Source organism: Shewanella sp. 4t3-1-2LB (genome assembly GCF_017368415.1).
Taxonomy (GTDB): Bacteria; Pseudomonadota; Gammaproteobacteria; order Enterobacterales; family Shewanellaceae; genus Shewanella; species Shewanella fodinae.
In genome coordinates this window covers 20,583-42,788 of record NZ_JAFNJD010000017.1, presented here as the reverse complement: position 1 = coordinate 42,788, position 22,206 = coordinate 20,583, and the positions used below count along the sequence as shown (strand labels likewise).

General features: G+C 49.7%; 19 protein-coding genes. 9 read left to right on the top strand and 10 right to left on the bottom strand.

Annotated elements, in window-relative coordinates; translation table 11 throughout:
* Nucleotide 1: 1 nt before the first annotated feature.
* The gene (gene hxpB, locus J3L11_RS08270; protein WP_189618407.1) at nt 2-691 is read right to left on the bottom strand and encodes a hexitol phosphatase HxpB; all 690 of its coding nucleotides are present in this window, start codon (nt 689-691) and stop codon (nt 2-4) included.
* A gap of 341 nt (nt 692-1,032) precedes the next feature.
* Here hxpB and acnB point away from each other — a divergent pair, with 341 nt between their 5' ends.
* A complete protein-coding gene (acnB, locus tag J3L11_RS08265) occupies nt 1,033-3,630 on the top strand; it encodes a bifunctional aconitate hydratase 2/2-methylisocitrate dehydratase (RefSeq protein WP_207570707.1) in 2,598 nt (865 codons plus the stop codon).
* Nucleotides 3,631-3,690: 60 nt separating this feature from the next.
* Here acnB and rsd read toward each other — a convergent pair whose 3' ends face one another.
* Nucleotides 3,691-4,173, bottom strand: coding sequence for a sigma D regulator (rsd, locus tag J3L11_RS08260; protein WP_133037494.1), 483 nt, complete (start codon nt 4,171-4,173; stop codon nt 3,691-3,693).
* Nucleotides 4,174-4,640: 467 nt separating this feature from the next.
* Here rsd and hemE point away from each other — a divergent pair, with 467 nt between their 5' ends.
* Together hemE and J3L11_RS08250 are read left to right on the top strand one after the other, a co-directional pair.
* Nucleotides 4,641-5,705, top strand: a complete 1,065-nt coding sequence (gene hemE, locus J3L11_RS08255) for a uroporphyrinogen decarboxylase (protein ID WP_207570706.1) — start codon at nt 4,641-4,643, stop codon at nt 5,703-5,705.
* A 214-nt stretch (nt 5,706-5,919) separates the two neighbouring features.
* A complete protein-coding gene (locus tag J3L11_RS08250) occupies nt 5,920-8,505 on the top strand; it encodes an EAL domain-containing protein (protein ID WP_207570705.1) in 2,586 nt (861 codons plus the stop codon).
* A 63-nt stretch (nt 8,506-8,568) separates the two neighbouring features.
* On the opposite strand, the gene purD is transcribed toward J3L11_RS08250, so the two are convergent.
* Nucleotides 8,569-9,867 (bottom strand): phosphoribosylamine--glycine ligase, encoded by a 1,299-nt coding sequence (gene purD, locus J3L11_RS08245; RefSeq protein WP_207570704.1) that lies wholly within the window; start codon nt 9,865-9,867, stop codon nt 8,569-8,571.
* A gap of 51 nt (nt 9,868-9,918) precedes the next feature.
* On the bottom strand, nt 9,919-11,508 hold the full coding sequence (gene purH / locus J3L11_RS08240) for a bifunctional phosphoribosylaminoimidazolecarboxamide formyltransferase/IMP cyclohydrolase (protein ID WP_207570703.1): 1,590 nt from the start codon (nt 11,506-11,508) through the stop codon (nt 9,919-9,921).
* A gap of 303 nt (nt 11,509-11,811) precedes the next feature.
* On the opposite strand from purH, the gene zntR reads away from it, so the two are divergent.
* The gene (zntR, locus tag J3L11_RS08235; RefSeq protein ID WP_189618417.1) at nt 11,812-12,294 is read left to right on the top strand and encodes a Zn(2+)-responsive transcriptional regulator; all 483 of its coding nucleotides are present in this window, start codon (nt 11,812-11,814) and stop codon (nt 12,292-12,294) included.
* Nucleotides 12,288-13,535, top strand: coding sequence for an SO_0444 family Cu/Zn efflux transporter (locus J3L11_RS08230; protein WP_207570702.1), 1,248 nt, complete (start codon nt 12,288-12,290; stop codon nt 13,533-13,535). Before zntR ends, J3L11_RS08230 begins: the two co-directional genes overlap by 7 nt.
* Nucleotides 13,536-13,634: 99 nt before the next feature.
* On the opposite strand, the gene J3L11_RS19525 is transcribed toward J3L11_RS08230, so the two are convergent.
* Nucleotides 13,635-13,757 carry a hypothetical protein gene (locus tag J3L11_RS19525; protein ID WP_268244776.1) on the bottom strand — a complete coding sequence of 41 codons (123 nt, stop codon included), beginning with the start codon at nt 13,755-13,757 and terminating at the stop codon, nt 13,635-13,637.
* 656 nt (nt 13,758-14,413) lie between these two features.
* Here J3L11_RS19525 and J3L11_RS08225 point away from each other — a divergent pair.
* The gene (locus J3L11_RS08225; protein ID WP_207570701.1) at nt 14,414-14,863 is read left to right on the top strand and encodes a GNAT family N-acetyltransferase; all 450 of its coding nucleotides are present in this window, start codon (nt 14,414-14,416) and stop codon (nt 14,861-14,863) included.
* 56 nt (nt 14,864-14,919) lie between these two features.
* Here J3L11_RS08225 and J3L11_RS08220 read toward each other — a convergent pair whose 3' ends face one another.
* Together J3L11_RS08220 and J3L11_RS08215 are read right to left on the bottom strand one after the other, a co-directional pair.
* A complete protein-coding gene (locus J3L11_RS08220; protein WP_133037488.1) occupies nt 14,920-15,168 on the bottom strand; it encodes a hypothetical protein in 249 nt (82 codons plus the stop codon).
* 165 nt (nt 15,169-15,333) lie between these two features.
* Complete coding sequence (locus J3L11_RS08215; protein ID WP_207570700.1) at nt 15,334-16,179, bottom strand: mechanosensitive ion channel family protein; 846 nt, start codon at nt 16,177-16,179, stop codon at nt 15,334-15,336.
* Between the two features lie 135 nt (nt 16,180-16,314).
* Between J3L11_RS08215 and J3L11_RS08210 the strand changes: the two genes are divergently transcribed.
* Complete coding sequence (locus J3L11_RS08210) at nt 16,315-16,818, top strand: hypothetical protein (protein ID WP_242695154.1); 504 nt, start codon at nt 16,315-16,317, stop codon at nt 16,816-16,818.
* On the opposite strand, the gene ygiD is transcribed toward J3L11_RS08210, so the two are convergent.
* Nucleotides 16,819-17,613, bottom strand: a complete 795-nt coding sequence (gene ygiD, locus J3L11_RS08205; protein ID WP_207570699.1) for a 4,5-DOPA dioxygenase extradiol — start codon at nt 17,611-17,613, stop codon at nt 16,819-16,821. It abuts the gene before it with no gap.
* A gap of 358 nt (nt 17,614-17,971) precedes the next feature.
* Between ygiD and J3L11_RS08200 the strand changes: the two genes are divergently transcribed.
* Nucleotides 17,972-19,147, top strand: a complete 1,176-nt coding sequence (locus J3L11_RS08200) for a type III PLP-dependent enzyme (protein ID WP_133037484.1) — start codon at nt 17,972-17,974, stop codon at nt 19,145-19,147.
* 59 nt (nt 19,148-19,206) lie between these two features.
* Here the strand turns inward: J3L11_RS08200 and J3L11_RS08195 are convergent, their stop codons facing one another.
* Nucleotides 19,207-19,431 (bottom strand): DUF465 domain-containing protein, encoded by a 225-nt coding sequence (locus tag J3L11_RS08195; protein WP_133037483.1) that lies wholly within the window; start codon nt 19,429-19,431, stop codon nt 19,207-19,209.
* 251 nt (nt 19,432-19,682) lie between these two features.
* On the opposite strand from J3L11_RS08195, the gene udp reads away from it, so the two are divergent.
* Entirely contained in the window at nt 19,683-20,441 is a 759-nt protein-coding gene (gene udp, locus J3L11_RS08190; RefSeq protein WP_189618421.1) for a uridine phosphorylase, read from the top strand.
* 20 nt (nt 20,442-20,461) lie between these two features.
* On the opposite strand, the gene J3L11_RS08185 is transcribed toward udp, so the two are convergent.
* Nucleotides 20,462-21,982, bottom strand: a complete 1,521-nt coding sequence (locus J3L11_RS08185) for a YifB family Mg chelatase-like AAA ATPase (protein WP_133037481.1) — start codon at nt 21,980-21,982, stop codon at nt 20,462-20,464.
* Nucleotides 21,983-22,206: the final 224 nt, after the last annotated feature.

Here is a 22,206-nt window from a genome sequence, read left to right as displayed (position 1 = left end):
GTTAGCCTGGAGTGCTTTTGCTCTGGTGACACAGGCGTTGCAGCAAGGCAGGTAGTGCCAACAGATCTGTCGCTTGGTGGTGGGCTGCTGCCCAACGCGGATCCTGACGCTGCGACACTGCTGGGACGATCAGCGTTTGCATCCTGGCTGCACGGGCGGCAATCAGGCCGTTAAAGGAATCCTCCACTGCCAGACAGCAACTCGGCGCAACCCCCAGCGCTGCGGCGCAGCGCAGATACACTTCAGGATGAGGTTTACCGTAGGGTAACTGCTCAGCGCTTTGGATAACATCGAAACATTCGCGGATCTGTAATGTGTCCAGCACCGCATCAATAATATCGGTTGAGGAAGAGGTGGCCAGACCCACCTTCAGGTGATACTGGTGGCATGCGTTTAGGGCTTCATGTACACCGGCCATCGCGGTCGCATCGCGCCGGATGTAGTGGATGACTTGTTCGATAATATAGTCGGCCATCGCCGCGGTATCAAAATCATCGGCTGGGAAGCGTCGATACCAGTATTCTGCCACCTCGTCGATGCGCAGACCGGTAGTTTGCGCAATTTCTTCACGGGAGATGGCAAACCCTTTGCCACTGAGTACGTCAAATTCAGCCTGTTGCCACACAGGCTCGGAGTCAACTAATACGCCATCCATATCAAAAATGACCGCCTGTAGTGGAGACATTTCCATGAGGGATTCCCTATGAACTATTGGTTGTTGGTAGCAGTGTATGACAGACAATGAAGAGTCGAAAACACTACTGTTACTGAATGACGTGACAGTAATTCACTATATTGGACGTAAATGATTAATTTTCAAACTATTGTCTAATATCATTCTTGGATGCCACACCTTAGTTTATTCTGCGCCCATAAATTTACCCCCACGAATGATGTGGTTCTTGTGTGATCTGATTCATACTTTTGCAAAGCTGTAGTATACTTCTGCGCGGAAAATAAGGGTCGAATCTGTGGGACTGCCCACGCCTGAGCGGGCAGTCGTTAGAGCGCCAAACAAAGAGGAACGTTGCCGTGCTAGAAGCATATCGTAAACACGTTGCAGAGCGTGCTGCCGAGGGTGTTGTCCCCAAACCGCTGGATGCCCACCAGGTAGCCGAACTGGTTGAACTGGTAAAAAATCCACCTGCTGGTGAAGAACAATTTATCCTGGATCTGCTAGAAAATCGTATTCCCCCTGGTGTAGATGAAGCCGCTTATGTGAAAGCTGGCTTTCTGGACGCCGTTGCCAATGGCTCGGTCACTTCTCCTATCCTAAGTGCTGAACACGCGGTAGAGCTACTGGGCACTATGCAAGGTGGTTACAATATCGAACCGCTGGTGCGGTTTCTCGATAACAACAAACTTGCACCATTGGCCGCTAAAGCTCTGTCGCACACCCTGTTGATGTTTGATGCTTTCCACGATGTGGTGGAAAAAATGCAGGCGGGTAACAGCTATGCCAAACAGGTAGTGGAATCTTGGGCTGACGCCGAATGGTTCCTCAGTCGTCCTAAACTGGCCGACAAAATCACCCTCACCGTATTTAAAGTCCCTGGCGAAACCAATACCGATGACTTGTCACCCGCCCCTGACGCCTGGTCACGGCCGGATATTCCACTGCATGCGCTGGCGATGTTGAAAAATGCCCGTGATGGCATTGTACCGGACCAGCCCGGTGCCGTTGGCCCTATCAGCAAAGTGGCAGAGCTCAAGACCAAAGGTTTCCCTCTGGTTTATGTGGGTGACGTTGTTGGTACTGGCTCCTCTCGTAAGTCGGCCACTAACTCAGTGTTGTGGCTGATGGGCGATGACATCCCATTTGTGCCTAACAAACGTGCTGGTGGGTTCTGCTTTGGTGGTAAGATTGCCCCTATTTTCTTCAACACCATGGAAGATGCGGGTGCATTGCCGGTTGAGCTGGATGTTAGCAATATGGAGATGGGTGACATTATCGATGTATACCCATACGAAGGTGTAGTGAAGCGTCACGGCAGTGATGAAGTGATCTCAACTTTTGAGCTGAAAACCGAAGTGTTGCTGGATGAAGTTCGTGCAGGTGGTCGTATTCCGCTGATCATTGGTCGCGGTCTGACAGATAAAGCCCGGGAAACTCTGGGATTAGCTGCTTCCGAGGTATTTGTACGTCCGGCAGTGGTGGCTGATTCTGCTAAAGGTTTCACCCTGGCGCAGAAGATGGTGGGTAAAGCCTGTGGCGTTGCCGGTATCCGTCCCGGCCAATATTGCGAACCCAAGATGACCTCCGTCGGTTCTCAGGACACTACCGGTCCGATGACCCGCGATGAACTGAAAGACTTAGCATGTCTGGGCTTTAGTGCCGACTTAGTGATGCAGTCTTTCTGCCACACTGCGGCTTATCCAAAACCTGTGGATGTGAATACCCATCACACCCTGCCTGACTTCATTATGAATCGTGGCGGCGTATCACTGCGTCCCGGTGACGGAGTCATCCACTCTTGGTTGAACCGTATGCTGTTGCCTGACACTGTTGGTACCGGTGGTGACTCCCATACCCGTTTCCCGATTGGTATCTCATTCCCCGCTGGCTCTGGTCTGGTGGCCTTTGCGGCGGCGACTGGGGTAATGCCGCTGGATATGCCAGAATCAGTGCTGGTACGCTTTTCCGGTAAAATGCAGCCAGGGATCACGCTGCGGGATCTGGTACATGCTATCCCCCATAAAGCGATTGAAATGGGCTTGCTGACCGTAGAGAAGAAAGGTAAGAAAAATATTTTCTCTGGCCGAATTCTAGAAATTGAAGGTCTGCAACATCTGAAAGTAGAGCAGGCATTCGAACTGTCAGACGCCTCTGCGGAGCGCAGCGCTGCGGGCTGTACTATCAAGCTTGATAAAGAGCCGATCATCGAATACCTCAACTCCAACATCGTCATGCTGAAATGGATGATTGCTGAAGGTTATGGCGATCGTCGTACGCTGGAACGCCGTATCAAAGGTATGGAAGAGTGGTTGGCAAATCCGAGTCTGATGTCTGCCGATGCGGATGCTGAGTACGCTGCAGTTATCGACATTGACCTCAATGAGATCAAAGAACCGATTCTGTGTGCCCCTAACGATCCTGATGACGCTCGTCTGTTGTCAGAGGTCGCCAACACCAAGATTGATGAAGTGTTTGTTGGCTCTTGTATGACCAATATCGGTCACTTCCGTGCCACTGGTAAAGTTCTGGATAAGTTTGCCAAGACACTGCCAACACGGTTGTGGATTGCGCCACCCACCAAGATGGACAAAGATCAACTGACGGAAGAGGGTTACTACGGCATTTTCGGTCGTGCAGGTGCTCGCATTGAAATCCCCGGCTGTTCCTTGTGTATGGGTAACCAGGCTCGTGTCGCTGATGGGGCAACGGTTGTTTCGACATCTACTCGTAACTTCCCGAACCGTTTAGGGACTGGTGCTAATGTGTTCCTTGCCTCTGCGGAACTCGCCGCCGTTGCTGCACTGCTCGGTCGTCTGCCGACTGCCGAGGAATATCAGGAATATGCTAAGGAAATTGATGCAACAGCCGCCGATACTTATCGTTATCTGAACTTTGACAAGATCGGCTCTTATACTGAAAAAGCGGGGAAAGTGATTTTCCAAGCAGCGGTATAAGCTAAAAGCGATATCTCAAATAAAAAGCCAGCGTTAACGCTGGCTTTTTTGTGCTGATAGTTATACCGCCGGTTGCACGGGTTCGTGACGCTGCAACCAGTAGGCGTATAGCACTTGTAACAATCTGTCTTCCAACTGCAAGCGGGTTTCCAGTGTATTGACCAGCTCTGCCAGATCATCATCCAGCTCGTACAACATGTCGTCATTTTCCACTTCGGCATACTTATCAATAAAGTCCAGCATAGCGTCAGTGGTTTCCAACAGCTTAGGCATCAGTTGATCCGTGAGCTTTTGCCCTTCAGGAAAAGAATGCATGATTTGGTTGATAACACGGAAGTGACATTCAGAAATGTAATCTACGAGGTGTTCACAAAACAGATGCACCTGCGACACGCTAGGCAGGCTGTTATCGTGTTTGCTGGGAGGAATGCCCGCGAGTTTAAAGTACTGGCTCAGCAATTCTCGTCGGTTGTACAGCCAGCGATCAATCAATCGGCTGGAACCGCCCCATTTTTGTTCTGCCAGTTCGAGCTTTGTCAGCATAATGACACTCCTTCCCCGCCTAGAATAATGTAAATTTAGGCGATTCGGGTCATGCTTGGCAACCTAAACAGATCCGACAAGCGACTAAAGTCTATTCATCAAGCACTTGCTACCAATTTTTGGGTAATAAAAAGCCCAGCAGTAGAGACTACAGCTGGGCGAGGAAAATGTTGACGGGCCCGATGTGGCGAGCTTCTTGATTGTTCTTGCTAGCGCAGGCTTTTTATACCAAAGGGGGGGGGCTGGTGCAACTGTTTTCAGACCAACAAAAGGTCTACTTTTCTTTTTGCCACTGGTTTGTCGCGAGTCCGTGATCTGCGGCAGATTATGCTCATCAGACACATCTTTTCTTTCTGGAAATATCCATGTTTGGGGTCACAGAAATTCGGTTGGGGAGGTTACATTATTGTGGCAAATGCTAAACTACCGCCCCAGCGAATCCCAAATTAACCTGTAGGAACAGCCAAATGGCAGAATTGAAGAACGATCGTTATTTGCGTGCCTTATTGAAACAGCCTGTTGATGTGACTCCGGTATGGATGATGCGTCAGGCGGGACGTTACTTGCCTGAATATCGCGCTACCCGTGCTCAGGCTGGCGATTTTATGGCATTGTGCCGTGATGCTGATCTGGCGTGCGAAGTGACGCTGCAACCATTGCGTCGTTTCAAATTGGACGCTGCAATTCTGTTTTCCGATATTCTCACCGTACCGGATGCAATGGGACTCGGGTTATATTTCGAAGCTGGTGAAGGCCCACGTTTCGAACGTAAAGCTGACTCGATGGCAGCCATCAAGGCATTGGCGGTTCCAGATCCTGAGCAGGAATTAGGGTATGTGATGAAAGCTGTCAGCACCATCCGCCGTGAACTCAAAGGTGAAGTACCGTTAATCGGATTCTCAGGCTCTCCCTGGACCTTGGCGACCTATATGGTTGAAGGCGGTTCCAGCAAGACTTTTGAGCAGATCAAACGGATGATGTACGCTGAGCCTGCAGCATTGCACTTGTTGCTGGATAAGTTGGCCGATGCGGTTACCCTGTACTTAAATGCGCAGATCGCCAATGGCGCACAGGCGGTGATGATATTTGATTCTTGGGGTGGTGCCTTATCCCATACAGCGTATCGTGAATTTTCACTGCGTTATATGCAGAAGATTGTGGATGGTTTGACCCGCGAGGTAGACGGTCGCCGAGTACCGGTGACGTTGTTTACCAAAGGCGGCGGTTTGTGGCTGGAAGCCATGGCGGAGAGTGGTTGTGATGCGCTGGGGCTGGACTGGACCATCGATATTGCCGAAGCACGCCGTCGCGTGGGTGATAAGGTGGCATTACAGGGCAATATGGATCCTTCCATGCTATATGCGCCTATCCCACGGATTGAAGAAGAAGTTGCCAGTATTCTCGCCGGATTTGGTGAAGGTTCAGGCCATGTATTCAACTTAGGCCACGGCATTTCACAGCATGCAGATCCCGCCCATGCCGAGGCGTTTGTGAATGCGGTACACGAGATGTCACGCAAGTACCATAAATAATTGGACATTATAAATTAAAGGCCCGTTCGCGGGCCTTTATTGTTTAATTATATTAGAGTTCACACTTTTTCGATTTCTGCAAAAACGCTGTTGATTCCAATGCGCTAAATCAAAAAAAATCCTTCCTCAATCAGGCATGATGCGCTGGTTTTTTGTCGGCCAGTGTTGCTTGCATCAGCTTAGCTCACGGCCTTGCCACTGGTTATTTAGCACCATGTATATCGGCAATCGGATTCGGCTTTTTATTGGTGCATTCTGCATCCCAGCGTTGCTAGCAGCAACCTATTGTCTGCATCTATGGTTTCAGCATGGTATGCAGTTACATCAGCAGCAGATGTTGCTGCAGGATGTCACTCGCATCCAGCAACGTATCAACGCAGATCTGTTGCGGCTGCAGCAATTGTTGATGTTGTACGCACCCATGGCGGAACAGTCAGAGGTGAAGCGTGCCTGGGAACCGTTGCTGGGCGGGCATGGTATCAATTTGTTTATCTTCCGCCAGCAGTTGCAACAGGTTCTGGGCGGCCAGTTTCCGACGGCAAGACAACTGTCAAGTCAGTTACAGCATCCCACCTGGCTGGAATCGCAAGGTGGCGGTATTTTGTTTATTGACCAACAACCCGTAATGCTGGGGTATTTGCATCTGTCGGATGGACAGTTGTTGTTGGCCACTCATTGGTTGAATCCAAATTATCTGCAGGCTTTAGAAGGTGAGAACATTGTCGAGCTAAGACAACTACAACCCTTTAGTGCTCTGCCACAATCGCATCCGACCACCTTTAGTCAGCAATTATCTTTACCTTCGTTAGGCCGTGACTTGGTCATGCTGGAAGTTCGCATGCCGTCACAACCGACATCATTGATGCAATGGCATAACCTGCCAGTTTTGATCATCCTGCTGGGAGCGGCTTTGCTGGTGTTACTAGGCTATGGGTGGTTGCGCTTTAAATTGCTAGCGCCATTTTCACGGCTGATGGCGGAACTGGAGCAGATAGACCCGAGTGCGCGTAATCCCAAGCGGTTAAGTGGTGAGGGCGGTGCCGAATTTGCAGTGTTAGCGGATCGGATCAATGAGTTATTGCTGCGTAACAGTCGTCACAAAGAGCGCTCTCGTATCACCTTGGAATCTATTGCTGAAGCGGTGTTGCTTACCGATCGTCACGCTCGCATCATTTATCTCAACCCCCAGGCTGAAAAATTACTCGGTATCGGCCGACGACAGGCATTAAAGGCGACACTCGGAGAACTGTTCGACAGTGCCAATAGTTTGGACGCTGAAATCAAACAGTTTATGTCGACCGGAAGCCGACAGGCCGAGCACCGCAAGATGAAGTTGGTATTGTCAAAGCCGCAAATCCTCGATCGCGCTTTGAGTAATCTATGCGATGCAGATGGTGAAATTATCGGTTCTGTCATTGTGTTACGTGACATTACTGAAGAGGAACAACTGAAACAACAGTTACAGCGCAAAGCCGCTTATGACACCACTACCGGTTTACTGAATCGCGGCGCTTTCGAAGAACAACTCCCACAGTTTGTGGCACATGCGCGCTCGTTAGCCGTGTGTTATCTGGATCTGGAGCAGTTTAAGCTGATTAACGATAACTGCGGCCATGATGCGGGCGATAGGATGCTGGGGCTGGTGGCAAAAACCATTGCGGCTGAAGTGACAGGTCAGGAACTGCTAGCGCGTCTGGGAGGGGATGAATTTGGCTTGGTCATTCGCGACCGCACGCCTGTTGATGTTACTCGGCTGCTGAAGCGGATAACACAGCAGGTACACTTACAGACCGTGCATCATCAAGGGATCCATTATCGGGTTGGTGTGAGCATTGGTGTGGCGTTTTGCCAGAATGACTCCCGCTGTGTGGATGAATTGCTTAAAGATGCTGATATCGCCTGCATTGCCGCCAAACGTAAGGGGTGCAACCAGATCCACATCTTTGATTGTCATAATCAGGAATTAGCTTACGAGCGCAACGCTCCCCAGTGGGCGTTACGTATTACCCGCGCTATTGAAGCGCATGAGTTATTGCTGTACTTCCAACCCATTCGTAATCTGAACGGCCGTAGCCAGCGGCAACGGTTGGAGATTTTGTTGCGTATTAAAGGGGATAATGGTCGAATTTTACCACCCGCACAATTTATTGCCGCGGCCGAGCGTTTCAAGCTGATGCCTGAAGTAGATCGAGAAGTGATCCGTATGGCTTTTGATTGGCTGGCGATGCATCGGTCGTTGAGCCAAGAAATTTCCATGTCTATCAACCTGTCCGCTAACAGTCTGGGGGCCGACGGGATGCTGGAATACATCGCCGAGCAGCAGGAGTTGTACGCAATTCCCAGCCACTGTATCTGTTTCGAAATCACTGAAACCAGCGCCATCCAGAATCGGCAACGGGCGATGGAAATGCTCAAGGCCATGCGTAAATTGGGATTTTCGCTGGCGCTAGATGATTTTGGCAGTGGCTTTGCTTCATACGGTTATCTGCGTGAGTTGCCGGTGGATTATGTGAAAATTGATGGTTGTTTTGTACGTCAATTAGCGGGGAATGACCGCGATTATGCCATTGTGAAATCGATCCATGATGTGTGTCGTACCATGGGAATTGAGACGGTTGCGGAGTTTGTCGAATCTCAGGCGATTATCGATAAACTCAATGAGATAGGCATTGATTATGCGCAGGGCTATGCCATCGGCTATCCTAAACCCTTACAACAGTTTAGCTTGCTAGGCACAGGATTGCGGTTGGTGAAGGCTAACACAGCTACAACAGATATCGAGGCCGCCACCAGTGTCTAGCGAAAAAAACCGAAGCGAGCCCTTCGGTTTTTTCGGTGACAGTGTTATCGGGGGCTGTTGCGATTACTGCTGTTTTTCGCGGGCAATAGCCCGATAACCGATATCGGTACGGAAATACACATCATCCCAGTGAATTTCCTCCACCAGCGCATAAGCGGCTTTCTGCGCTGTGGTGACTGTGTCTCCCAGCGCGGTAGCACATAGCACCCGACCACCGTTGGTTACCACATGGCCGTCTTGCATTTTTGTCCCGGCGTGGAACACTTTCGCGGTCGCATTGCCGAGGCTCAATCCCTCAATCACATCACCTTTGCGATAGTTGTCTGGATAGCCACCAGCAGCCAAAACCACGCCAACTGCCGCACGGGCATCGTACTCAGCCGTTACCTGATCTAACTCACCACGACAGGCCGCTAAGCACAAAGACACCAGATCAGATTGCAACCGCATCATAATGGGCTGGGTTTCTGGATCGCCGAAACGGCAGTTGTATTCCAGCACTTTGGCGGTGCCATCAGCAGCAATCATTAGCCCGGCGTACAGGAAACCAGTATATACGTTACCTTCCGCGGCCATGCCATCAACAGTCGGGCGGATGACATTCGCCATGACCCAGTCGTGGATTTCTGGCGTAACCACTGGCGCTGGCGAATAAGCTCCCATGCCACCGGTATTAGGGCCATGATCGGCATTATCGCGGGCTTTATGATCCTGACTGGTCGCCATAGGCAGGATATGTTCGCCATCCACCATCACGATAAAACTGGCTTCTTCACCTTTAAGAAACTCTTCGATGACCACTCGGGAGCCCGCTTCCCCGAATTTATTCCCCGCCAGCATATCATCAATAGCAGCATCGGCTTCAGCCTGATCCTGCGCGATGATGACGCCTTTCCCGGCGGCCAGACCATCAGCTTTGATAACAACAGGAAATCCTGTCTGGGCTGCCAGCTCAGCGGCAAAGATTTTTGCCGGAGCAATGTCAGTAAAGTTCTGATAAGCGGCGGTAGGAATATGGTGCCGAGCCAGAAAATCCTTAGTGAAAGCCTTAGACCCTTCCAGTTGTGCGGCGGCTTGGGTTGGGCCAAAGATAGTCAGACCTGCCGCACGAAATGCATCAACCACACCGATGACCAGCGGTGCTTCCGGGCCAACTATGGTCAGTGCTATTTGTTCGGCTTTGGCGAAAGCCAGCAATTGCGCAACATCGGTAGCCGCTATGGCAACGTTTTCCAGCTTAGGTTCCAGGGCGGTACCGGCATTTCCTGGTGCTACAAATACTTTTGCTACTTCTGCAGACTGCGCGGCTTTCCAGGCCAATGCATGCTCACGGCCACCATTGCCAATCACAAGTACTTTCATCTGTTACATCCTTAATGTTGTCAGTGGGGAGCTAGCTCCCCTGGCAAATCATCAATGGCGGAAATGGCGCATGCCAGTAAATACCATTGCCATACCGTGTTCGTCAGCTGCCGCAATCACTTCTTCATCACGGATGGAGCCCCCGGGCTGGATGATACAGCTGATCCCTGCCGCTGCGGCGGCATCAATACCATCACGGAACGGGAAGAAGGCGTCCGATGCCATCACTGAGCCTTCAACCACTAAACCTTCGTCAGCGGCTTTAATCCCGGCAATTTTGGCACTGTAAACCCGGCTCATTTGTCCGGCGCCCACACCGATAGTCATGCCTGCCTTGGCGTATACAATAGCATTGGATTTAACGAATTTAGCGACTTTCCAGCAGAACAACAGATCTTGCAACTCCGCCGCTGTTGGTTGGCGTTTGCTGACCACTTTCAGGTCAGCTTCGGTTGTTTTGCCCTGATCGCGATCTTGGATCAGCAAACCACCATTGACCCGTTTGTAATCATAACCTGTGGTTGCGTGCTGCCATTGACCACATTCCAACAAGCGCACATTGGCTTTCTTGGCCACGATATCGCGGGCGGCCTGGCTCACTGCCGGGGCAATAATCACTTCCACGAACTGACGTTCAACGATAGCCGAGGCAGTGTCACCATCCAATTCACGATTGAAAGCGATGATGCCGCCAAAGGCAGAAGTGGGGTCGGTTTGAAACGCGCGGTTATAAGCTTCCAGCAGATTATTGCCCAGCGCTACGCCACAAGGATTGGCATGTTTTACGATAACACAAGCAGGTTCTTCAAACGCTTTAACGCATTCGAGTGCTGCATCAGTATCGGCAATATTGTTATACGATAACGCTTTACCTTGCAGTTGTACGGCGGTTGCCACTGAGGCTTCGTCAATGTTGAGATCGGTGTAGAAGGCCGCACTTTGGTGGCTGTTTTCGCCGTAACGCAAATCTTGCTTTTTCACCAGTTGTGTATTGAAGGTACGAGGGAACTTGGAGTCAGCTTCACAATGATCTTTGCTGTGCGCTGGCACCATAGTGCCAAAATAGTTGGCAATCATGCCATCGTAGGCGGCAGTGTGCTCAAACGCAGCAATGGCTAAATCAAAGCGAGTTGCCAGTGTCGTGGCACCGTTATTGGCTGCCATCTCTGCCAGCACACGTCCGTAATCGGCAGCATTTACCACTATGGTGACATCTTTATGGTTTTTCGCGGCAGCGCGCACCATTGTCGGGCCACCAATATCGATGTTTTCCACGGCATCTTCCAGCGTACAACCGGCCTTGGCAACTGTGGCAGCAAAAGGGTAGAGGTTGACCACTACCAAATCGATAGGGCTGATGTGGTTATCAAGCATCACCTGTTCATCTACACCGCGACGGCCGAGAATACCGCCATGAACTTTCGGATGCAGGGTTTTCACACGGCCATCCATAATTTCTGGATGGCCGGTATAATCGGAGACTTCAATAACCGGCACGTGATGGTCGGCCAGTAGGCGAGCGGTGCCACCGGTAGAAAGTAATTCTACCCCTTGCGTATGCAAGGCTTGGGCAAATTCGAGGATTCCGGTTTTATCTGAGACGCTGAGCAGCGCGCGACGAATAGGTCTGGCAGTAGTCATTTGGGTACAGTTTCCACATTAAGATATTGCAAAGAACTTTAGCAAAATTATAAAAATCATCTTGTTAAGATTATAACTTTGCCAAAGCCCTTCCTACGCAAAGCGCTAGGGGAGAACGCCAGAGGCGGTATTCTAACGCAAATCCCCCCTTGGCGTTGTTTTTTATGCCGAACAACACATGCGTCTCTGGCGAACGACATTGTATAATCTTAACTGGTAAATGAGAGTGATTTTCAGTTAAAATCACTTGACCTTGGATTAAACTCCAAGGTTTATACTGAGCGGGTTCTGACAGGAGGGGTTATGTACCGGATTGGCGAACTGGCGAAAACCTGTGGCATAAATACCGATACGCTGCGATTTTACGAAAAACATGGTTTGCTAGCGCCGTCAAAGCGCACAGTATCAGGTTACCGGGTTTATAGCGCAGATGATGCGGCACGGCTGCAGTTTATCCTAAGAGCAAAAGCGGTGGGTTTTAGTTTGAGTGAGATTGCCGATCTGCTTTCTATTGAATTGGATAAGGCTAACTGGGCTTGCAGTGATGTCAAAACGATGGTCGATGACAAACTACTCCAGGTGAAACAGCGGATTGCAGAGCTTGAACGTTTTCGGCGTTCATTACAAATTCTCTCTGACACCTGTTGCGGCGGCCCCGCTAGTGCAGAACATTGTTCAATTTTACAAGCGCTGGAGTCCTGTGATGTGTCGCGCAGTGAACGACTGCTGGATAAAGAGACACATACTCATCATCACGCTCCGGTTCAGGGTGATTGCAAATGTTGATGAATAATTTTATTGCGCTGTTTATGGAGTCTGCGCCTTGGCTGTTATTGGGCTTGTTTCTGGCGGGCATACTGAAAATGTTTGTGCCAATGAGCTGGATGCAACAACAGTTGGGGGGGCATGGGCTAGGTAGCACAATTAAAGCGGCGCTGTTAGGGGCACCATTACCACTGTGTTCCTGTGGCGTTATTCCCGCGGCGGTTGGTTTACGACGTAGCGGTGCTTCTAAAGCCGCCACCACGTCATTTCTGGTGTCTACGCCAGAAACGGGCGTTGACTCGGTGACTGTTTCGTACGTGTTGTTGGGCCCATTCATGGCGGTGGTGAGGCCCATTGCGGCGGTGTGCAGTGCCATCGTTGCCGGATTATTAGTTGGTCGGGACGAAGAGGTTGCTGCAGTTCAGCATAAGGAGCCTTCTTTTAAACCTGCCGCCGCAGTCAAGTTTTCTCCGCTCTCATCGGCAAGTTGCTGTAGCAATACTGTAAGTTCCTCCTGCTGTGCGCCAGTCAAACCTCAACAGGAGAGTTGTTGCTGTGCATCAACATCAAACGGCGAGAGCGGTTGCAATGAGCATGAATCGAATTATCAAGCGCTGTTGCAGGATAATTGTGGTTGTAGCAGCACCAGTAACAGTTGTTGTGGAGAGACGCAACCGACTGAAAATTTATCATTCTTCAGTAAGCTCTGGCTTGGGATTAAATATGCGGCAACGGATCTGGTGGCGGATACTGCATTATGGCTGCTGGTAGGGTTGTTTTTTGCCGCGCTGGTCACGACTTATGTGCCAGCAGATTTTCTGGCACGCTGGGGAGATGGTGTGTTTGCCATGCTAGTCATGGTGTTGGTGTCTATCCCGATGTATATCTGTGCCACTGCGTCTACGCCAATTGCCGCTGGCTTGTTGTTGGCTGGTGTTTCTCCTGGGGCGGTGCTGGTGTTCATGCTCGCTGGCCCTGCCACTAACATTGCCACATTAGGTATCGTCACCAGAGAACTCGGGCGCAGGGCGCTGTATGGCTATCTTGGTGGAGTGCTTGGGGTGGCATTGGTCAGTGGCATTATTGTGAACTATCTGGTGGCGACCTTTGGCTTTGAAGTCATGCCGCAGATTGGCGCGGAACACGAAGTGTTACCTCAGACGTTAGTGAACTATTCAGCGTTATTGCTGGCGGTGCTAATGGCTAAAGCGGTATACGACAAGGTGCCTCGCCGTTGGTTACGGCGTGATTGTTGCTCGTAAATGCTTATCTGGTTAAAAAGAAAGGCACTCATTGAGTGCCTTTCGTGATCCTGTCGCCGATTAGCGGCTGCAAAATTATTAGTTTCATTGACAGAGGTATCAGCTGTTATCTATCGGATTATTTCTGGCCTGCCGTTTTGCTTCTTTGGCTGCCCTTTTTTCCTTCATACTCATCTGGGGCTTTTTCTTCTGTTCTTTGCTGCTGTTGTGTTCTTTACTCATGGTTTTCCTTCCGTATCTACTTTAGGAGAAACCGGGGGAATATTACTGGCCGAGATGCCATTTCCCGACGATTTCAAGACTCACCTGACAGCTGGTGGTACCGCTTGCTTTACGGCACTAATGAAACCAGTTGCATCGACAGCCTTCTGTCGATAAGTTTCATTCTACGCCGCCTCCCAGAAACTGGCGCGTTACCGCAATAGAATAATTTCTAATAAACAGTATTTTCTTGATAAGTGAAAAGACTTAAAAATTGACGGTTTTGCTGAATATTTCAATGATTGTTGCATTGGCGTAACAGTGAGTAAGTAATCGACTGTCTAATCAATTTTGTGTAACAAATGTAGAATAGCCACCGTTCTATCTCCGTTATTTATAAATAAATCCCTGAGTCAGCCGCAGTCGCCGTGACATGGTGCTGATGGCTAACGCGGTTTTTAACGATTGCCGCGACCCGTTTTGGTTCCGGAATAACAGTCAGCATCAGTGCTGGTTGTTTGCCGGTGCAGGTTTGTTCGATGCGCTTCCCGGCCACCTATATAGGTACTATCGGTCACTGCATCGGCTTCCGGAACCAACTTATTTTCTTTGTCGCTCACTTTGGGGGGACCGATATCTGTGGTGTAATCGTTTTTTTCAGCTTAGGACGCTATACCATGCAATGGTCGCTGTACTCTTTTGCACAGTTAGATAGTGCTACTCTTTATGAGTTGCTCAGGTTACGGGTGGATGTGTTTGTTGTAGAGCAGCACTGCCCCTATCCCGAATTGGATGGCAAGGATACGAGCGCCAAACATCTGTTGGGATTCGATGACGCGGGTAAGTTACAGGCCTATGCGCGGCTGCTGCCCCCCGGCTGTAGTTATGCTGAATGCAGTATTGGCCGAGTGTTGGTTGCTAAAGAAGCCAGGGGCCATGGAGTTGCGTGGGAATTAATGCAACGTGCAATCGCGCATTGTCATGAATTATGGCCAAGTCACCCTATTCGTATTGGTGCTCAGGACTATCTGCGGCAGTTTTATGTGGCGCTCGGGTTTATCGCCGTGTCTGATGTGTATCTAGAAGATGACATTCCGCATTTGGAGATGTTGTTACCATCGTTATGACTAATGACATGCAATAAAAAAGGAGTGACCGGCACTCCTTTTCTTAGGAAAACATCCTAAGCACGCAGTTTAACATCCGGTTGCAGGTCAACATCTCCCTGCCAGTTGATCGTTGCTAATTGTGCGTGTTGTGCCACAACGGCTAAAGGCCCTGAGTACATCTGCCTAACAAACAGTAAGCGATAGCCATACCCTTGGAGTCGGTAGTAGGCCATTTTTTGTTCTGGCGTCATGGCATCCCAAAAAGTTTCGCGTGAAATAGCTTCGCGTCGCCGTTCTTGATACTGTTCGTGAGTTAGGATCATGATTTTGATTCTTAGGCCGTTAGTTTCACCACTCTACTACCGTGGCACAGACAGGTGAAAAGATAATCACTATGAATGGTTAAATTTTTGACATAAGACAAATTTTTGCCACTTCTAGCCATTTGTTGAGCAACAGTTTGCGACAGATCACATCAATATACGGTGTTAGTCAATATTTGAATTGTGCATATATAGTTGTCTGATGGGATTCGGGATCTTAATCCCGGCATTGGTCAACGCCTGCCAAAGTTGTAAGTTGATTTGATACTTGCCCTGAAAGTAACTGTTGGTTGGGATCCAGTAGCGAACGCCGATATCCAGTCCGGTACTGTTGAAGCCGTTAATACCAACCTGCAGTGGGCAACTTTTATCTACCTGCGAGTGCTGCGCCAAAATATCATTGATGAGATTGATAACTGTGGTTGGGTCTGTTTGATAATCAATATTAAAGTGCAACTCTACCAACTTGTTAGCAAATGAGTTGTGCAGTACTTCACCAAGGATGTGCTTATTGGGGATACTGATCAGTTCACCTTCCTCGTTGGTCAAGTAGGTCATTCCAAGCTTAATATCTTTCACCTGACCCGTGATATTGTTAATACTGATGGTATTACCGACAACAAAGGGTCGGGTCACGATAATGGTAATTCCTGCAGCGTAATTAGACAGCATGCCTTGCACTGCTAAACCTGCGCCGAGTGATGCGGCACCAATTGCCGCTACCATAGGGGTGACACTAATCCCTAATTTGCCAAGCGCAATGATGCTTATCATGATGATCACCAGCAGCCGCACCAGATGGGTGACAAAGGTGCTGAGGGTGATATCGATACCGTGTTTCTGCAGTTGCTTCTCCACCAGCGAGGAGGCTTTCCCAGCGAGCCATAGACCCAGCAGGAAAATAATCAGTGCCCCGAGGATCTGGAAACTGTAATTCACCATAAATTCAGTAACAACGTCATAGATCTGTTGTACCTGAGCCAGCTCTGTCCCTAAGGTGTTTTCGGCCATCGGTTGCTCCTTAAATCATCATGTCATGGCGCGCAGTTGTGGTATTGTAAGCGCTGACCTGTCGTTGAATAACTGACGTTGCGGCTACCGTCAGCGGTTTCCGCCAACTATACAATGAATCAAAAAAGGACGAACATGAAAATTCCCGCAATCCTGTTGGTGATGTGTCTGGCGCTGTTTTCTTTGACGCCAGCTTTAGCATCAGAGTATGCCGTTGGTGACACCCTGCAGCCATTAACATTACAGGATCAGTTTGAAGCTGAATTGGCACTGGATAGTAGTAACAAGTTACTGATTTTTACCCGTTCTATGGCGGGTGGCAAGATTGCCAGAGAAGCATTGGAAGGCGTCAGCGGTGAGGCTATGCGAAACAACGGACTGATCTATATCGCGGATATCAGCGGTATGCCGTCACTGATTGCCCGGTTGGTGGCCATTCCAAAGATGAAAGATTTCAGCTTCCCAGTGGCATTAGATCGAGACGGTCAACCTACCAAATTGTTTCCTGTGGCCGAGGATACTGCCGCATTGATCAATCTCGAACAACTAAAGATCACCCAAATCCGCTATTTTGATAGCGCCGATTCGCTAAAACAGGCACTGCAAAACAGCGGACTCGATTTACCTGCCACCAAGTGATTAGCCCATCTGCAGGCTGAGCATGGCGATGGCTCGCAGGTCGATGCTGTTATTGAACAGTTGTCGAGATTCATCGTCATAACCGGCCCCGAGCAGATAAAACAGGGGTTGCAGATGGTCATCGGTTGGGTGGCACATCTGTGCCACTTGTGGTGAAACTAAGTGTTGATAATTTAAGATTGCCGCGTCATCACCCTCCTGCAGTTTTTGGGTGATCGCCTCGGTAAATTCCTGAGCCCACGGATAGGCGGGGCCATCAAAGCGCATGACCCTCAAATTGTGGACTACGTTGCCTGAAGCCACAATCAAGATCCCCTGTTCTCGCAGTGGTCGTAGTTGGCGACCTAACGCGTACTGTTGTTGCGGTGTCAATCGTGGATCGATACTCAGTTGCAGCACCGGGATGTCTGCGTCAGGATACATATGCATCAATACTGACCATGCGCCATGATCTAAGCCGCGTTGTTCATCTACGATAACCTGTTGCTCTAGTGCTGCGGCAATTTGTTGCGCCAGTTCTGGATTACCTGGCACCTTATACTGTTGTGCGTACAGTTTGGCAGGAAAACCGCCAAAATCGTGAATGGTTTCAGGCATGGCGGCACCAGTGATGGCTGTGCCATAAGTTAACCAATGGGCAGATACCACCAGAATCGCTTTCGGCGCTGGTAGCCGTTGGCCCCATTGTTGCCACTGGCGGGTGTAAGTGGTTTCTTCAATCGCGTTCATAGGGCTACCATGACCAACAAAGATTGCAGGCATCCGCGAACTGGCATTGTTCAGACGTTCTAACATAGTGACTCCAAAATGGTTTTCATGGGATATCGCAGTTGTAACAACCACTTGCGTTCCTCATCGACTGTAATAAAGCCTACACTTTATTTTTATCGAAAATAATCGCAGAAAAAGGATGGTTTTTTCCTAATAAATAGAACAAAGAAAACCTGAGAAACCCCTGTTAAAAGACCAACTTAAGATTTTGAATTTAAAAGGATTAAATGGCATTTAACAGGATGAAAACAAAAAAGAATAAAAAATTGCTTCTAGGGCATAAAAATTCGTTGCATCAGACTAGAAAATATCGTCTACTTCGCACGTTTTTCAACCTGTATCGGCAATGTTGCCGACAGTCTGACTAGGAGACCCGGGGCCAATGAGCCAGTTCCATGCTATTAACGTTGCTGATTACTACGACACTGAAACCTTTAGCAAGATAAAAGCATTTGCGGACACCAAGCCGACGCCATTTGTGGTGATTGATACCAATATCATTGCCAAACAATACAACGACATGGTGGAAAGTTTCCCCTACGCCGATGTGTTTTATGCAGTTAAAGCCAATCCGGCGAAGGAGATCCTGTCTCTACTGCGTGATAAAGGCGCCAACTTTGACATTGCCTCAATCTATGAGCTGAACATGGTGATGGAACTCGGTGTGACACCGGATCGCATCAGTTATGGCAACACTATTAAGAAGCGTCAGGACGTCCGCGAATTTTATCAGCGTGGCGTGCGTATGTTCGCTTCAGATTCTGAACCGGATTTACGCATGATTGCTGAAGAAGCGCCAGGTTCTCGAGTCTATGTGCGGATCCTGACGGAAGGGACTGAAACTGCAGACTGGCCGTTGTCCCGTAAGTTTGGCTGCCAGAATGAAATGGCTTATGAATTACTGGTACTGGCGCGTGATTTGGGACTGCAACCCTACGGTATCTCATTTCATGTCGGTTCCCAGCAGCGTGATATTGGCGCTTGGGATGCTGCCATCGGCAAAGTGAGTGTACTGTTTCAACGCTTGAAGGAAGATCACGGTATTGAGCTGCAGATGGTCAATATGGGCGGTGGATTCCCGGCGAATTACATCGATAAGACCAACACGTTGGGGATGTACGCGGAGCAGATCACTTACTTCCTCAAAGAGGACTTTGGTGACAACTTCCCGCGCATTATTCTGGAACCTGGTCGTTCGTTGATCTCTAACGCCGGTATTTTGGTCTCAGAAGTAGTGTTGATCAGTCGTAAATCGCATACTGCGCTGGAGCGTTGGGTTTTCACCGATGTAGGTAAATTCTCCGGGTTAATTGAAACCATGGATGAGGCCATCAAGTTTCCTATTTATACAGAAGCTAAAGGGCCGCTGGAACGTTGCGTGATTGCTGGGCCTACCTGTGATAGTGCCGACATTATGTATGAGCAGTATGCTTATGGCTTACCGGGGGATTTGGCCATTGGTGACCGTATGTACTGGTTAACCACTGGCGCTTACACCACAACGTATTCCGCCGTGTGTTTTAACGGTTTCCCTCCGTTACAGGCCTACTATCTGTAGTTTTGGGTGTTATCTTCAGTCAACAAGGGCGCCAGAGGGCGCCCTGTTTGTTTCTGAGGTCAGTGTTGGAAGCCGGGGTGGCATTTGAGAATATCAAACAATTGCTCTTTCAACTCCAGTTTGCGTTTTTTCAGCACTTTCACTTCCTGAGTGAATTCGCTGGAGGGGTAGCGCTCAATTTTTCTAATCTCTTTATCAAGTTGGTCATGTTCTTCGAAGAGTTTTTGGAATTGAATATTAGAATTCTTGAGTTCTGTTACCAGCGCACCGTATTCCGTAAACATAGGCTTACTCCTTAACATTTTGACTGAAAAGAGATATTTGCCAAAACATAACAGTTAACCCTCATGGTCTTGTCATGTCGACAAGCTTTAATAGTAGCGCTAATTGCAGTGTTTTTCAGTTAGAACGTCAGGATAATGAACCACTCATCGGCAGATGGCGTTGCGTGATTTGTCCGCTTCAGGTTAATCTTAGCGGCTTCCTCCGGAAGTGACATTCCGGGACCATTGGCTTAACAAAAATAGAGGTAGATATGGCCGATGTTTTCCATTTAGGATTGAGTAAATCTATGTTGCGTGGGGCAACACTGGCGATAGTGCCAGGCGATCCCGAGCGGGTAAAACGTATCGCGGCATTACTGGATGATGCTGAGTTTCTTGCCAGTCACCGTGAGTTTACTTCATATGTCGCCAATATTGATGGCAAGCCAATTGTCATCTGTTCCACCGGTATTGGCGGTCCATCAACGTCCATTGCTGTCGAAGAGTTAGCTCAGTTGGGGGTCCGTACTTTTTTGCGTATTGGAACTACCGGGGCGATTCAGCCACACGTGCAAGTTGGCGATATTATTGTATCGCAAGCATCGGTACGCCTAGATGGTGCTAGTCTGCATTTTGCGCCGATGGAGTATCCTGCCGTTGCTGACTTTGCCTGTACGGCTGCGATGGTGGACGCCTGTCGTGATGCGGGCGTAGAACCCCATGTGGGCATCACCGCTTCTTCTGATACCTTTTATCCCGGACAGGAGCGATACGATACGGTGTCCGGCCGTGTCACCCAGCGCTTTGTGGGCTCGCTTAAGCACTGGCAGGAACTAGGTGTGCTCAATTATGAGATGGAGTCGGCAACCTTATTCACCATGTGTGCTAGCCAAGGCTGGCGTGCGGCTTGTGTCGCCGGGGTTATTGTCAACCGGACACAGCAGGAAATTCCCGATGAAGCGGTGATGAAAGGTACTGAACAGCAGGCCATCTCTATCGTCGTGAATGCTGCCCGTAAACTTTTAAGCTAACTAATGTCAGGGCACAGCGTTCACTGTGCCCGTAATCCCGCCAGTAGCCGATCCATTGCGCGATATCCTAACGCCTGCGCAATATGGCGCCGCTCTACACGCTCGGCGTGTTGCAAATCGGCGATGGTGCGCGCAACCCGTTGTAGCCGGTGAAAGCTGCGTACCGATAAGCCAAGTTTGGTGACACTTTGCTCTAGAAACACCAAATCTGCGTCCTGAAAACCAGCCTGCTTTAATGCTTTACTGCCTAACTGGCTATTCAACATCCCTGCTCGGCTGAGTTGCCGTTCGCGGGCAGCCCATACTCTGGCAGCGATACTAGCACTGGTTTCGCTGCTCCCCGTCTGCGCCGTTAATGTGCCAGGCGGCAGTTTGGGGACTTCAATGGTCAGATCAAAACGGTCGATGAATGGCCCGGAAAGGCGTGACAGATAGCGGCGAATTTGATCGGGAGTAGCACGGCTGTCACTACCAACGTCGCCACAGGGACTGGGATTCATTGCGGCGATCAGTTGGAAGCGGGCGGCAAAGGTAAGTTTGGCGGCAGCACGTGAAATGACAACTTCTCCTGTTTCCATGGGTTCTCGTAAGCAGTCCAACACTCGCCGCGGAAATTCAGCCACCTCATCAAGAAATAGCACCCCTAGGTGCGCTAGCGAAATCTCTCCTGGTCGGGGCACGCTGCCACCGCCGACTAAGGAGATAGCTGAACTGGTGTGATGTGGCGTGCGAAATGGCCTGCGGTGGAATTGGGTAGGCTCTATCGCCATGCCTGCCACTGAGTGGATAGCGGCGACTTCCAGTGCTTCCTCATAATTAAGTGGCGGCAGCAACGAGATGATACGGCTTGCAAGCATCGTTTTACCTGTGCCTGGCGGGCCTAACATCAGTAAGTTGTGGCCGCCAGCCGCCGCTATCTCTAATGCTTGCTTGGCTTGATATTGTCCAATCACGTCGCTGAGACAAGCATGTTCAATCAGCGGTTGTGGCTGTTGCCATTGGGTGGTGCCATCGATCCCCGGTAAGGTTTCTTGCCCATGCAAATAAGCCGCTACATGCTGAAGATGTTGTGCTAATTTGACGCCATCATAGCCCACCAATTCAGCTTCGCTGCGGTTGCCTTGGGGCATTACCAGTTGCATGCCAAGCTTGCGGGCGGCCACAATCACCGGCAGCAGTCCGGCGCATTCCCTAATTTCTCCTGAGAGCGCCAATTCGCCGACAAATTCATGTTGTGCTAATGGTGGCAATGGCAGTTGCCCCGATGCGGCGAGAATGCCGATGGCGATGGGGAGGTCATAGCGTCCTCCCTGTTTAGGCAGATCTGCCGGTGCCAGATTGATGGTAATACGCCGTTGTGGAAACTCAAATCCTGCATTGATCAGGGCACTGCGTACTCGCTCGCGCGCTTCTTTTACGGAGGCTTCTGGAAGACCCACTAGATTAAAAGCTGGTAATCCATTCGAGAGATGGGCTTCAACCCATACTTGCGGAGCATTAACGCCCATTGCAGCGCGTGTTGCGACTCTGGCGATGGCCATAGCAAATCCTTTTGTCTCTGGTCGTAAGAATATCCAGTCAGCTTTTGAGTTTAGCAGTAAATCAACTGCAGTCACCCGGTGAATATAATGTAATGAATTGGATAATTTCGGTCACGACAACGGCAAAAATAATTTGTTATCAAAGCACTTAGGTTAGTGCTAGATTGTGCGCGATTTTAAGGTGCCAGTACTACTGGTACGGTCATAACCATGCAAGGAGAGTA